Below are 13,140 nucleotides of genomic sequence, written 5' to 3'. Positions count from 1 at the left end.
GCTGCCTTGTCATGTAAAACTCCTCGGATGGTGGATTGTCCACCTATCGAGGTGTCCGGGCAAATTAGACCACTACATACTTAGTCACCGCGGAATAACCGCGCGCGGCGGATCAAGACATGACCTCTACAAGGTAGAGCGGACACTTGCCGACCAGTTGCAGCGGGTTTACACGGCCGAGCAGCTCATGGTAGTCGATCGGGACGGCCTTCACTACTACGTCGTGCTGACTCAGGAGATGTCCAGACCGCTGTCAATGGGGCAGGGCTACTGCGGCGCGGGCGAAGAGCACAGGCTGTTGTTGATCACCAGCAGTGGGCGCACGCTAAGGCAAAGCGATAACCTCCTCATCAGCAGTTGCCTCGAGTCATTCGAACCCCGGATTCCCGGGGCGGAGGAGGGCACGCCCCGTGCCGCGCTCGATGTGGATGCCAAGCACGACGTAATCCGCTTCAGTTGGCTCGGCGACGCACCCGATACTCGGCGCTTCCTGTCGATCGAACACGGCCGGTTCGTGCTCGAGTTGCGGCCGGAGCACGCATCGGGGGACTAATACAGGGGGACTGCGGTTGGCCTCTAGACACATTGCATGGCCGCCCGGCTGTCCCGGCGGCGGGTTTCAGCCCGGCTGGGGCACTGCCGTCTGGTAATGACTTGGCAATCTTCTCTATGTGCCAATCATGACATGCACCTGCATACCTTCAGTGCTGCGGCACCCGTCCGTAGCTGACTCTAGTGAGCACCCATGCCCATCCACATGACGCCTTCTACCCTTAGCGCCAGCGCGCTGGAAGCATTCCTCGACGAAACCGAAGAGGCACTCGAGCAGCAGCTCCAGAGCGAACTGGCGCCGCCTATCATTCGAGGCAACTTACGCTCTGCCATGCAGCGCCACCAGTACCGCGCCGACACGATCGAGAGCGTGCGCCGGCTTGCCAATCTTTGGAGCCGCGCAGGCGAGCCGGATGCCGCCTTGCAGGTGCTGGACCAGGACGGACAGGCCGTGCTGGCCGCCGTGCCGGGTGACGAGTACGACGACACGCAACTGACGCTTGCCCTGACCCGGGTCGAGGTGCTGAGCGACAACCCGGCGCGCGTGCTTCTCCACGCAGAGGCAGCCTACGCACTGCTGCGCAGCATGCCGCACGACGCGCAGTCGCAGGAGGCATGGAGCTATCTCGGCTCGCTCGCCGTCCGCGCGGGCCTCTTTGAACTGGAGCGGCGCTGCATCGAAGGGCGCCATGCTTACCAGTGCGCGCAGGCGACGCGCTCGCCCTACCGCGCATACGACAAGGGTCGTGCGGAACTCTGGCGTGCGCACAGCTACTCGCGCGAAGGCGCAAGCGTACAGGCGCTGGCCGCAGCCGCCGAGGCCATGCATGCATTCCAGGAGGCCGGGCCCGAGCAAGATCTGGATGCGGAGGACTGGCTGTATTTGGGCGACAGCCTTGTGACGTTGATGCCGCAGGGCGTAGCTGCCATCGTGGAACGAGTACATGCACTGGCGGGCGCTTTCACGTTGCCGCTGCCCCGACGTCGCGACATCGCCATTCGCGCAGCGCGTGTGCAGGCGCGCGCACTGTATCAGCAAGGAGCACTTGCGGAGGCGCTGGATGCGGCACGCGCTGGTCGTTACGCGCTTTCCTGTGACGACGATGATGCATTCAGCGCACTCGTACTCGACTGGCTGCTCGAAGCTGGCCAGCAGAGCCAAGCAGCCGAACTGGCATTCGAATGCGCGTTCAACGAACGGGCCATATCGCTCGATCACGCCTGCCGGGTCGCGCTCGCGCAGCTGGCCGATACTGGGGCGAGCGGCAGCCCATACTGGCCCCTGGCGCTGGCCTGGGCCAGCATCGTCGACGCAACCAGGTGGGTCGTTGGCCAGGAAGACCCGACCGAGTTCTTCGAAACCCACATGCGGCTGGCGCGCGCGGCGGATTTGGCGCTATCTGCCATCGACGCCGTCCAAGGTTTGTACCTGATCGATAATGCGCAAGACTACGCTGCCGCCCTGCCGCTGCTGGAGTCGGCGGCACGCAACCCCGAGCTGGCGTCGTCTCAAGTGGTGCCGAAAATCTGGGAATGCCGCATGCGGCTCCATGGCGTCGAGCGCGCTCTGCAGATGCCGTTCGTGGAGGTGGCCTGCGCTGGGTGGTGCTATCACATCGGCGTCGAACTGCAATACGACACGCGCGACGAGCTGGCGCTCGGCAGCGGCTGGCCGAAACAGGCGGTGGACGCACTGGCAGCGCGTTACTACGAGCGCGGCGCGGCGCAGTTCGAACATTTTTTCGCGACCGGACAGGGCATGTACCGCGATGCGGACGTGCATGTCTACTCCATGCTGTGCAATAACCTGGCGATACACTACCGCATCAACACATCGGATTCCCACGCCGCGATCGCACTGCACCGAAAGGGCATCGCAGCGAGCGCTTTCGCCGAACACTACGACGGGGTGATGCACTGCCTGTTCTTGCTGCAAGATGACCCTGGCGCCATCGACGCCGCGGAGAAACTCTGGCACTTCGCGGCCGAATGTGGCTATTCGCGCCACTCGCCAGCTCGCTACATCTATGACTTGGCCAAATGCCTGCATCGCCAGGAACGGGGGGCGGAGATTGCTGTCTGGTTGCAGCGATTGGACGAATGGTGGGACTCGCTTGGCGAGGATGAACGATCCGAGCATGCTGGCGATTACTGGGACACCATGAGCGTTGCCCTTTACTACATGGGCTACAGCCAGGAAGCCGACGCGCTGGCGAGGCTGGAGGCGGTGCTCTTCGAACTGTGCGCCGCCGACCGGCCAATGGCCACACGCATGGCAGCCAGCTGCCTCGGCCGGGCCGGCCAACTAGAGCGTGCCCTAGCTCTGTACCGACAAGCACTCACTCAGACTTACCCTTGCGACGAATGGGGGCGCGAGGAGCGCACCTATGCACTGCACGATTTAGCGGAATGCGAACGGCGGCTCCGCGCCAGCCGACCATGGTGGCGCATCTGGAAGTGACCCGACGCGGTGCAGCAACAGAATGTCGCGGGCCTGGCGTTGGGAACTCCAACCATCAGGTTGGCGTAATCACTTGCTCTGGCGCTCCTCGCTCGGCGTTGAACTTACATCGCGCAAGACCCCAAGATATCCAGGGTACAGATTCGCCTCCGGCAGCAGTCCCTGGTCGACCAACTGCCGATGCACCCTGCCCAAACCATGGAAGGGGATGCGCACGAATAGGTGATGTTCAATATGGTAATGAATCCCGTGCGGGCCGAACAGGAAGGTTTGCCAGGATGGGCGGACGATCGTCCTGGCGTTGCGGCTTTGGTCTTCGCATTCCGGCAGCCCTGCATGTTCCATGATGGCGCGGATGCGTCCGAAGAACTGCAGCAAGGTCAGCGACGGTAGGGTCCAAAGGCCGAGATACAACCATGCATGGCCACACGCAGCCAGCGCGCCCAGGATCAGGCCATTACTGGCCAGCATCGTAGACAGTTCCCACGCCTTATGGCGCGCGCAGTTGTCGAAGGCAGGCACCAAGCCCCGGAAATCGCCGCGCATGAATTTTCTTGCGGTCACGAGATTGCCGACCCCGAACAGGTCGCCGACCAACCGCAGGATCAGCTCGCGCCGCCCGATCGGGTAGTCGTTGACGCCGAAGATGATCGCCACCGGGTCATCGAACCGCATCGGCGCATGGTGATGCTTCAAGTGGCCGGCCCGGTAGGTCTTGAGCGACAGGCACAACGGTCCGGCGGCGAACGCCTGCCCGACGGCGTCGTTAGCCGCTTGCGACGGAAGCAGCAGGCCGTGGGCGCTTTCATGCATCATTACCGCCAGCGCGAGTTGCGTGCGTCCTATCACGATGGCGGCGAGCACGTAGGTCGGCAGGGACGGCCACAGGAGCGCGGCCGAGAACGCGGCCGCGATCAACGCCCAGTCAGCTGCCAGCGCGGCCAGTCCGCGCCATGGCCGCGAACGATAAAGAAGGGCGTCGGGAATGAAGCGGCCCCGTACTTCGGTACCGCTGGAATTTGCCTCACGTGGCGCCATGGAACACCTCCTGTCGTTTCAGCCTTGCCGTGAGCCCGGCGCACAGCAGCGCCATCGACAGGCCACCGGCCACGTCCGCAAGGGTGTGCTGCTTCAATGTCAGCGTCGACAGGCAGATGAGGACACCCGTCGCGGCGACGTACCAGCGATGCGGGGTCGGCCAGACCATCCGGCACGCAAGGCACGTAATGCTGACGTGCAGGCTCGGACAGCCGTTCGATGCCAGGTCCATCATCCACAGCCGTGCGAGGCGCTGGCGCAGGAACGCGTTGTCGATCGTCGCCTGGTCGGGGCGGGGAATCTCCTCCGGGAACCACACGAAGCAGACGAAACTCAGGAGGAACGCCATGGTAGCCGCGCACCTGAAGCTGTCGAAGTCCCGCTCTCGGGCGAGCGCCGACATTGCGATGATAAACGGGAAGAACAGCATGTAGATCGGCCAGGTCAGAGGAACGAATGGAATCGCGCTGTCCGCCGGCGTGGCAAAGTCATAGCGCGGCACTACCAGGCGCTCGATGATCACGAACATGGCCAGTCCGATGGCCATGCCGCCGAAGGCGGTCAATGCCTGCCGCGTAGGCTGCGTCATGCCGGCGTCGCGCACAGCGCGAGAAGGCGGTCGGTCCACGCGTCGACCCGGGCTTGCGCCTGTGCGACGCCGGACGCCAGCGTGGCCGATACGGGCGCGCCGGCTGCCAGGACGGCCACCGCCGCAGCGACCTGGCGCTGAAAGTCGAGTGCGTCACCGCGCCACGTAACTGTCCGGTGCCGGATGCGCAGTTGCATGGCGCGTCTCGCATTGCTGGCCTGTTCGGGCTGGTCCGTGAGCACGAGCACGATCGGCCGGCCATAAACCGTAGCCACCGACAGTGCCGCCATGCCTGGCGCGGACACGATCACGTCAGCATGGGCCGCATGCGTGGCCCAGTCGGGGTCGACGCTCAGCCAGTCACGGCTTGCGGCATAGCCCTCGCCGACGCGATGTGCCGACAGGCCTACGTCTGCAATTCCGGCGCACAAGGCATCAGCGAGGGCGGTGTCGCGGAAATGCGGGTTGAGGTAGACGGCCGCCTCTGCCCGGCCCAAGCGGGGCTGCGGCCCGGCGATCGCGACAGGTGTCGGCAGCCGATGATCGCGGACGTCGACAGCGTCGCCCAGGGCATACGCGAAATCGTGCTCGAAGCGCGCTCGCGCCGCGTCGATCTGCCAGCCGACGCAGCGCCGGAACAAGGGGCCGAAAAACGCGGGGCCGATGCCATCGAAATTGCCGAGGACAGCCTCGCGCAGACTCCCGCCATACACGTGCACGACCTTGCTGCGCCATGGTGGCAGCATGCCCATGACGATTGCGGTAGGGTGGAACGAGTCGTTGATCAGGAGGTCGTTGGCGCGCAGCGCGCGTTGTAGCCGCCAGATATCGCGCAGTATCTTCGTCGGATTCGCCATATAGCCGGCCACATTGCGGTTCGATGCCTGGCGCAGCATGTTCTGGCGGGGGTCGAACTGCATCGCGTAGTCATGCGACAGGATGCGCGCCTGTATGCCGAATCCGCGCAGGAATGCGCAGCCAGCGTGCGAGGTCGTCATCACGTCGACGTCCGCGCCGGCTTGGCGCAACGCATGCACAAGCAGTTGCGCCCGCATCAAGTGGCCGCGCGCATCGGCCGTGGCAAGGTACAGAATGCGCGGCATTACCGGGGACCGTTCCCAGGCGCGATGCGCAAGGCCAGGCCTGCCGCATACAGGGCGATTGCACCTGAAATGGCGAATCCGGTCTCGATCTTCCGCACTTCGGCCAGGACCCGTGCCAGGCACGGCATCTCGGCGGGCGCCACAAGGCGGTGCAGCGTATGGGCACACAGGCGTACGTGTCGGCGTTCGTCCGCCAATACTTGGGAAAACAGCGGGTACAGGGCGTGTCCGGCACCGATCGCTTCGCAGTGGCGCTGCAGAATGCGCACGGCCATCTGTTCCGCGCACAGCACCGTTGCGTAGGACAGGACGACGGACCCGTGGGCGAACGACGGCGCGTGCTTCCGCGCCACCCGGCCCCAGCGGTCAAGCTTGCGCCGGCTTAGCCCGGCCGGAACGCGACGAGAAGAAAGGCGCGGACCCCGGGCGTCCAGCGCCGCGGCGTACAGGACCGTATGGATGTCTTCTTCCTCGAGGTGCTGGGTGATCTGGCGGGTCATCTGGCCATCCCCGTCGAGATGTAATTGGCCGCGCAGGATGTCCAGAGACGCCTCTTCGGCATCGAGGTACATGCTCAGCAATAGCCGCTCGCCCAGCGCACTCGCGTGCAGGTGGTGCAGCGCGCGCCGCTTGATACGATCGACGAGCCAAGCCTGTAGCGCTGGCCAGCCATGCGTCGCAGGCGGGGCCGCAAGGGCGTCCGCGACGTTCGCCAGACCGGCCGGGCTGTCGCCAGCGAGGCGCGGGAGAGTCATGACTTCGGCAGGCTCTGGTCGCGCTGCCAGGCGAGGATCAGCCCCATGAAGCTTTCCTGCATGAAGGCGTGCCCCGAACGGACTGCACCGTCGAAGGGCGTTTCGCGGCCATTGAAGCGGAGGTAGCCCTTGCCATCGCGGGCCCCAAACGCGAGCGCATCATGCTTCTTGAAGCCGCTGTCCTGCACTGCGCGCAAAACGGGCTGGTTTTCCAGGCCGAACAGAAACAGCTCGCGCTGCACGACCCAGCGCGGAATGTGGCTACTCAGTGCGTCGAGCTTGATTTCCCAGTTTCCGCTCCGGAAAGCCTGGTCCACCCCGACGGGGCTGCTTGTGCCGGTCGCTTTGAAGCCTGCCCGCAGGAGAGACTTCGACACCTTTCCAAAGCCTAATCCGACCGTGATCCCGGCCGTCTCCGGATCGCCGCTGTCGCTGGACCTGACCGAGACGACCGAACGTGCCAGCCGTTTTCTCAACGACGGGTCCGCAAACAGTTTGCCGACTTCCGCCGGGGCCATGATCGTGTGCGCATGCGGGCCGTCCCGCACGACGATCTCGTACGCGTCCATCGACACTTGGGAGAAGTTGCCTTCGACGGGCGCATGGACATACGTCTCCATCTCCCATTGCTCGCCCTTGCGCCGTACCAGCACATGTAGGCTCAACGGCACGCGCTGCCCGTCCGTCGCGATGCCGCTTCCTTGCAGCAGCACGTCGCCGACGACGATGTCCTTGCCGACCGGCCCGCTCGAAAAGCGAATCTGTCGACTCGTCGTATCAACCTCCGCTTTTGCCGCCGGGAGGTCGACCGCGATGCGGTTGCAGTCGGCGTTTTCCGCAGCGTCGCCGCCAGCCGGACAACCGCTGGCGGACGCGAAATGGTATACCCCGCGCCCGCTCAGTTCGATCGGGGCGGCGGCGACGTTCACGCCATACAGCAAGAGCGTAGCAATCGCTGCGCGCGAGGCCACCCTGCAAAATTCGTTCATGCTCATCCCCATGGTCGATGGATTAGTGACGGTGATAAGACAGCGCTTCGAGCTTTCGGTCCGGCGCTGGCGAAAATATGGCAACGAGGGAGCGCGTGATTGCGCCGCATGTATCGATTGCCGACAAGCCCAGCAGCAACAACACGCTCAGCGGGCGCTGCAGCCCGCGCAAGGGCGGCAGATCCTGGCGGTTGAGGGCCTTCAGGCTGTAGAACAGGCGGGCGGCCATGACGCACCCCGGACCGATCGGGCCGCTGCGCGCGAGCCATTGGAACGAGCTGGGCAGCTGCGAACGCACCAGGTAGGGCGTTAGGCTGACGCTGTCCTCCCCACGAATCCACCGCAATTTGAACAGCTCGCGACGCGTGTCGGGTAGCCGGTGCTCGGTGTGTGCGTGCACGGCATAATGCAGCTTGATGCCGTCGGCGAGCAGACGTATGCCCATGACCTGGCAGTGGGCGCGATAGACGCCCGGCAATTCCTGGTAGCGATACTTGTCGAAGACCTCGCGCCGGAATGCGACGTTGTTCGCGTAGAAATTGCTGGTCGCGCCAGTTCCCAGCGTACTTGGGAAGTACATGAAGTCGATGGACGTCAGCGCGACGCCGAATGCGCTTGACGAGTAGCTCGTACGGCCGGCGACGACAAGCGGGGCATCCTCTGCAGGTGCCGTGAACGGGAGAAGCAGGTGCTCGAGCCACCGCGTTGCAGGATTGCAGTCAGCGTCACAGAATGCCACGTAATCGCAGCGCTCGGGGTCAGCGTAGTCGAAGCCGGCGTTCTTGGCTTCGTAATAGCTGTCGCTGGCGTCGATGGGGACGAAGTCGATAATCCGGCCCGCGAGCCGGACGATTTCGGCACGCGCGGCAGCATCGATACCGTCGTGCGTAATGATCCACTGTGCCAGCGTGGCAGGTGCGACGGTTTGCAGCGCTAGGCGGGCCACGATACGTTTCAGGCTCGCCAGCGCCTCTTCGACATTGCCGCCGCCGCGCAGGTTGTTCGTTTCAAGGATGAGTGCAGTTCTCGATGCGATAGAACGGACTGCTTCAACCGGGGTCTCGCTTCCGTGCATCCCAACTCCTCGTCGTTTCCTATGGAATATTGCACATTAGTGCAACATATTCCGGGCGGCAAGGGCGGATGGCGTAACCTTTGATCTGCGTCGTCCCCCGGTGTCGGAATAATTGTCGCGTCATCTGATGAAGTAAAACGTTTCGGGGACGGGCAAGAGAGATCGTGTGAGGCGGTATTCAGCAGAACGGAAAGAAGTGCTCCTGCGGCAGATGATGACGCCACAGAACAGGCTGGTGTCAGAGCTGACCCGCGAGAGCGGCATCACAGAGCAAACGTTCTATACTTGGCGCCGTCAACTTCGCAATCAAGGAACAGCGGTCTCTCGGCGCCAGTACCGATGTGGCCCGGGTTGTCGCAGCCAGCAGCCGACGCTGGTGGCGCAACAGTGCGCAAGCTTTGAACCGGATACTGACGATAGCCTATTTTGATCGTCTTGGCATGCCACGACTCACGTGATCCCAACTTCTCGAACCGCCCGGTGCGGACCCGCATGCCGGGGTCGTGTGGGAGGGCACCCGTCAGTTACACTGGCGGCCCCAATCCCGATTTCCGGAATAGAACAGACGAGCACGGCGCCCGCGTGCCCTGCGGGTGAGATTCGAAGCTACGCACATGCTTGCGCGTGCGTGGTCCTCCAGGATGTAGTCGAACCCTTACGCCTCCGCCAGGACAATTGTTTTGAGTGATCTTTAACGTTCATGAGACCCGCAAGCTCCGAGAACTGCGGGTCTTTTGTGTTTCTGGGGCCCGGACTTCACAGCCAATACGAAGCCTGTAATCGGGAACGATCGTGTCCGATGCGGTCGCTGAACTTGAATCTGCCTGTGTTTAAGAGTGGAACCGGAGCTCTGCCGCGGCGCGGTACAACGTTACCCTGGAGTACTGGTTCGACGAGCTCGTGTGGACGGTAAATATGACAGACCTGACGTAGCGGACGATGCATTCTGCGGAAGAGCCGGGGGGCGACTCCATGTCCGGCCGACGCATAAGCTGAGACTCCCGTACGCCACCAACCGGCGATTCACCCTATTATCCTTGCATGCATTGAAAGCAAGAATATTTGCCCAATTTTATCTGGAGGGATACATGGCTACTTATACCCGCTTTGGCTGGATGATTGCTTGTTCCACGCTCGTCATGTTTGACCTGATGTATTTGAATACCTACGAAATCGCGCATGTCCACTTTAGCCAGACTCGGGCGGGGATGGCACTGGTGATGGGTGCGGCGATGGCAATCGTGATGCTGGGTTTCATACTGGGCATGTACGAGGACAGGCGGTGCAATGTAGCCATCTTCGTGGGTGCCTGCGTGATCTTTGCAGTGTCGCTGTGGTTCGTGCGCAGCCAGGCGACGGTCGACGACGTTTCCTACATGCGGGCGATGATTCCGCCCCATTCGATTGCGATCATGACGAGCGAACGCGTCCGAATGCGCGATGCCCGCGTGCGCGAACTGACCGATGGCATCGCCGCTACACAGCGCAAGGAAATTGCGGAGACGGAGGCGTTGATTGCCGATATCGAACGTAGAGGGCCGCAACACTGAGCGTTTTGCAGAATCGGCCCGGATAACGGCGCTGGGCGACGTAACGTCTGGCCGTCGCGTGCCGGCGCTGCGCGGAAGAGTGCGGCAAGATGGGCGCGACGGCCCAAATTGCGCCTGATCTTCGCTTGTTATGTCGAGCGTGATGGCGGCCCGCACCGGTGACGGCCGCGGCGATGGTCATGCTGATGAAGTGGTACGTCGAGGACCTGCCTGGCCATGCACACCGGCGGGGAAAATCACGCGGGCGCGCAGCCCCCGCTCGCCGTCCGGCCGGTCGAGCAGGGAGATCGTCGCGCCGATCCGGTCGACGATCGATGCCGTGATCGCGAGCCCCAGGCCCGAACCGATCTCGCCGCTGCCGAGCACGCGGTAGAACGGATCGAACACGCGCTCGCGCTCGGCGGGGACGATGCCCGGTCCCGTGTCGTCGACGTCGAGAACGATGCGGTCGCTCGCGGCGGTCACGCGGATGTCGATGCGTCCGCCCTCCGGCGTGTAGCGGATCGCATTGTCGACGAGATTCTTGACGAGGATCCGGATGTCCATGGCGCGCCCCGTAACCGACGCATCGGCATCGCCTACCATTCCGAGATCGATCGCCTTGGCCTCCGCCAGCGGCACGAGGTCCTCGAAGGCTTCCTGGATCGCCTTCTGCAACGGTACCTGCGTCAACGGCTCGCCGCCGCCCTCCTGGGAGCGTGCCAGCGTCAGCAACTGGTCGAGCAGGATGCGCGTGCGTGCCAGGCCCGCCGACAGCGCGTCGAGCCTGGCGCGCGCCTCGCACGGCATCTCGGTCGCCGCCAGGCGTTCCGCCTGCAGCGACATGGCCGTCATCGGCGAACGCAGTTCATGCGCCGCGTCCGCGATGAAGCGCCGCTGCAGCGCCAGCGCGCGCGCGGTGCGGGCGATCAGCTTGTTGATCTCGCTGACGAAAGGCCACACCTCGGACGGGAGCGGCGTCCGGTCCAGTTCCCGCAAGTCGTGGCCGCGGCGCTTGCCGAGCTGTACGGCCAGCCTTTGCAGGGGCAGGAACATCGTACGCACCAGCAGCGCCGCCAGCAGGATGAGGACCGGACCGAGGAACAGGATGGGCATCACGGTGCGCAGGGCGCTCGAGCGGGCCGCGGCGTCGCGGACCGCCGTCTGCTGCGCGACGGCGACGCGTACGCCTTTCGCGTTGGTGCGGACGAAGACGCGCCAGGTTTCGTCGCCGATGGCAACCGTCTGCAACCCGTCGGGCAGGGACGGGCCGAAACGCGGGGGCCTTTCCGGTTCGGGAATGCGCGTGCCGGGCGCGTCGATGAAACGCACGACCAGGCGGGCGTCGAAATCGACGTCGCCCACGTTTTCGCGCGCCATCGGCGATGTCGGCACGGCGTCCAGTCTGCTGATGAGGTAGCCGACCTGGCGCAGCTGCGTGTCCTGGCCGCGGTGCGCCTCGGCGGTGGCGGCCATGTAGGAGTAGAGGCCGGCGACGGCGGCGCCGATCAGGATGGCCGCCGAGATCCACAGCGACAGCCTGAAGCGCAACGACGCCGTCAACGGCCCTTCGCGACCATCCATCCAACGCCCCGGACGTTCTTGATGATGTCGCTGCCCAGCTTCTTGCGGATCGAATGGATCAGGAACTCGATCGCGTTGCTCTCGACCTCTTCGTTCCAACCGTAGACCCTGTGTTCGAGTTCCAGGCGGGAGAGGATGGCGCCTGGTCGTACGAGCAGCGCCTGCAGCAGGGGGAATTCGCGCGCCGTCAGGCGCACGGTCGCCGTGCCGGCGCGCGCCTCGTGGGTCGCGGGATCGAGTTCGACGATGCCGTTGCCCAGCACGGTGCTGCCCGTACCCTCGGCGCGGCGGCTCAGCGCGCGCATGCGCGCCAGCAGTTCGCTCATCGCGAACGGCTTGACGAGATAGTCGTCCGCGCCGCCGTCGAGGCCGGCCACGCGGTCTTCCGTCGTTTCGCGCGCCGTCAGCACCAGCACCGGAACGCCGTTGTGCGCCGCGCGGATGCGGCGCAGCACCTCCATGCCGTCCATGCGGGGCAGGTTCAGGTCCAGCAGGACCAGCGCGTACTCATGCACCAGCAGCGCCGTCAGCGCCGCTTCGCCGTCGCATACCCAGTCGGCCGCGTAGCTGGCGTCGCGCAGCGCGTGCTGCACGACGCTGCCGATCATGGGATCGTCTTCCACCAGCAATACTCTCATCGTTCCACTTTCCATGCGGGCACCACCGGGCTGTCGAACATCGTGCTCGCCAGCCGCGCCAGGTCATCCGGCCGGGCGCCGGCGGCCATGTGCGCGGTCAGCCAGCGTGCCTGTCCACCATTATGCAGCAGCTCATCGATCAATACGCACGCGGCCGGGAAGTCCGGATCGTCCGAGCGTGCCGCCAGGCGGGCGAGGTCGTCTCGCACCACGTGAGCTATGCTGTGTTTCTTCCGCGTGCACGGGTCGATCCACGCGCCCAGCACGCCGCGCCGCGTGGCGTTGAAGCGGTTCCATGGATACACGTCGGCGGCCCGCCGGCAGGGCCAGCTGCCGGGGCGTTCCGCGACTTCGACGCACAACTCGCGCGCGTAGCACGCGAGGGCCACGGCATAGGCCGGACGCAAAGGCGCGTCGAGCGCGCGCAGCTCGACCGCCCCATTCCCGGGATCCGGACGGACGTCCCAGTCGACGTCCTCGACGCGCGTGGCGAGGCCGTATCGCGCGAGACGCGCGACATGCTGCACGACATCCTGCCAGCTGCGCAGCGCGGGCGGCATCATGCCGCTGCCCTGGAACCTACCGGCCACGTTGTTGCGTGCGCTGCAAAAGCCCGAGTCCTGCCCACGCCAGTACGGCGAGCTTGCGGAAAGCGCGATGAACAGTGGCGCGCGCTGATTCAGCCAGGCGCCGATGCGCACCGCCTCGTCGGCGCTCGGCGCACCGATCTGGACGTGCATGCCGAAGCCCGCGGCATGGTTGCGTTGCCTGCCGCCTGTCCGGACCGGATGGGTGCCGCCGCCCGCGCTGCGCAGCTGGCAGGATGT

General features: G+C 64.6%; 12 protein-coding genes and 1 pseudogene. 4 read left to right on the top strand and 9 right to left on the bottom strand.

The window, feature by feature from the left end; genetic code table 11:
* A partial coding sequence (locus ACEN88_RS12420) for a hypothetical protein (protein WP_413339957.1) occupies positions 1-553 on the top strand: 553 nt, incomplete at its 5' end.
* Positions 554-745: 192 nt separating this feature from the next.
* Positions 746-3,013, top strand: coding sequence for a hypothetical protein (locus ACEN88_RS12415; protein WP_413339955.1), 2,268 nt, complete (start codon positions 746-748; stop codon positions 3,011-3,013).
* 69 nt (positions 3,014-3,082) lie between these two features.
* Here the strand turns inward: ACEN88_RS12415 and ACEN88_RS12410 are convergent, their stop codons facing one another.
* From ACEN88_RS12410 to ACEN88_RS12385, 6 genes are read right to left on the bottom strand one after another with little or no spacing between them, the layout of a single operon-like run.
* A complete protein-coding gene (locus ACEN88_RS12410) occupies positions 3,083-4,051 on the bottom strand; it encodes a fatty acid desaturase family protein (protein WP_413339954.1) in 969 nt (322 codons plus the stop codon).
* A complete protein-coding gene (locus ACEN88_RS12405; protein ID WP_413339952.1) occupies positions 4,038-4,640 on the bottom strand; it encodes a phosphatase PAP2 family protein in 603 nt (200 codons plus the stop codon). Before ACEN88_RS12405 ends, ACEN88_RS12410 begins: the two co-directional genes overlap by 14 nt.
* Positions 4,637-5,743, bottom strand: a complete 1,107-nt coding sequence (locus ACEN88_RS12400; protein WP_413339950.1) for a hypothetical protein — start codon at positions 5,741-5,743, stop codon at positions 4,637-4,639. The genes ACEN88_RS12405 and ACEN88_RS12400 overlap by 4 nt, the downstream gene beginning before the upstream one ends.
* Positions 5,743-6,498: a hypothetical protein gene (locus ACEN88_RS12395; RefSeq protein WP_413339948.1), complete on the bottom strand. Its 756-nt coding sequence runs from the start codon at positions 6,496-6,498 to the stop codon at positions 5,743-5,745. Before ACEN88_RS12395 ends, ACEN88_RS12400 begins: the two co-directional genes overlap by 1 nt.
* Complete coding sequence (locus tag ACEN88_RS12390) at positions 6,495-7,487, bottom strand: hypothetical protein (protein WP_413339947.1); 993 nt, start codon at positions 7,485-7,487, stop codon at positions 6,495-6,497. Before ACEN88_RS12390 ends, ACEN88_RS12395 begins: the two co-directional genes overlap by 4 nt.
* A 22-nt stretch (positions 7,488-7,509) precedes the next feature.
* Positions 7,510-8,562: a glycosyltransferase gene (locus ACEN88_RS12385; RefSeq protein WP_413339945.1), complete on the bottom strand. Its 1,053-nt coding sequence runs from the start codon at positions 8,560-8,562 to the stop codon at positions 7,510-7,512.
* 166 nt (positions 8,563-8,728) lie between these two features.
* Here ACEN88_RS12385 and ACEN88_RS12380 point away from each other — a divergent pair.
* Together ACEN88_RS12380 and ACEN88_RS12375 are read left to right on the top strand one after the other, a co-directional pair.
* Positions 8,729-8,884: pseudogene (locus ACEN88_RS12380) on the top strand (transposase); the annotation flags it as partial.
* A gap of 766 nt (positions 8,885-9,650) precedes the next feature.
* Positions 9,651-10,112, top strand: a complete 462-nt coding sequence (locus tag ACEN88_RS12375) for a DUF305 domain-containing protein (protein ID WP_413339943.1) — start codon at positions 9,651-9,653, stop codon at positions 10,110-10,112.
* Positions 10,113-10,289: 177 nt separating this feature from the next.
* On the opposite strand, the gene ACEN88_RS12370 is transcribed toward ACEN88_RS12375, so the two are convergent.
* From ACEN88_RS12370 to ACEN88_RS12360, 3 genes are all read right to left on the bottom strand, one after another.
* On the bottom strand, positions 10,290-11,675 hold the full coding sequence (locus ACEN88_RS12370) for an ATP-binding protein (protein WP_413339941.1): 1,386 nt from the start codon (positions 11,673-11,675) through the stop codon (positions 10,290-10,292).
* Entirely contained in the window at positions 11,651-12,313 is a 663-nt protein-coding gene (locus ACEN88_RS12365; protein ID WP_413339939.1) for a response regulator transcription factor, read from the bottom strand. The genes ACEN88_RS12370 and ACEN88_RS12365 overlap by 25 nt, the downstream gene beginning before the upstream one ends.
* On the bottom strand, positions 12,310-13,140 hold an 831-nt coding region (locus tag ACEN88_RS12360), incomplete at its 5' end, for a glutamate-cysteine ligase family protein (RefSeq protein ID WP_413339937.1). The genes ACEN88_RS12365 and ACEN88_RS12360, both read right to left, overlap by 4 nt.

It is taken from the genome of Massilia sp. CT11-108 (assembly GCF_047302915.1).
GTDB lineage: Bacteria > Pseudomonadota > Gammaproteobacteria > Burkholderiales > Burkholderiaceae_D > Telluria > Telluria orientalis.
The sequence above is the reverse complement of the archived record's forward strand: the minus strand, read 5'-3'. Positions and strand labels throughout refer to the sequence as shown.

Bases quoted from the DNA above. Each gene is read 5' to 3' on its own strand.
- ACEN88_RS12415 (WP_413339955.1), top strand. From the start codon at position 746: ATGCCCATCCACATGACGCCTTCTACCCTTAGCGCCAGCGCGCTGGAA.
- ACEN88_RS12375 (WP_413339943.1), top strand. From the start codon at position 9,651: ATGGCTACTTATACCCGCTTTGGCTGGATGATTGCTTGTTCCACGCTC.
- ACEN88_RS12395 (WP_413339948.1), bottom strand. From the start codon at position 6,498: ATGACTCTCCCGCGCCTCGCTGGCGACAGCCCGGCCGGTCTGGCGAAC.
- ACEN88_RS12410 (WP_413339954.1), bottom strand. From the start codon at position 4,051: ATGGCGCCACGTGAGGCAAATTCCAGCGGTACCGAAGTACGGGGCCGC.
- ACEN88_RS12400 (WP_413339950.1), bottom strand. From the start codon at position 5,743: ATGCCGCGCATTCTGTACCTTGCCACGGCCGATGCGCGCGGCCACTTG.
- ACEN88_RS12405 (WP_413339952.1), bottom strand. From the start codon at position 4,640: ATGACGCAGCCTACGCGGCAGGCATTGACCGCCTTCGGCGGCATGGCC.
- ACEN88_RS12370 (WP_413339941.1), bottom strand. From the start codon at position 11,675: ATGGATGGTCGCGAAGGGCCGTTGACGGCGTCGTTGCGCTTCAGGCTG.
- ACEN88_RS12385 (WP_413339945.1), bottom strand. From the start codon at position 8,562: ATGCACGGAAGCGAGACCCCGGTTGAAGCAGTCCGTTCTATCGCATCG.
- ACEN88_RS12365 (WP_413339939.1), bottom strand. From the start codon at position 12,313: ATGAGAGTATTGCTGGTGGAAGACGATCCCATGATCGGCAGCGTCGTG.
- ACEN88_RS12390 (WP_413339947.1), bottom strand. From the start codon at position 7,487: ATGAACGAATTTTGCAGGGTGGCCTCGCGCGCAGCGATTGCTACGCTC.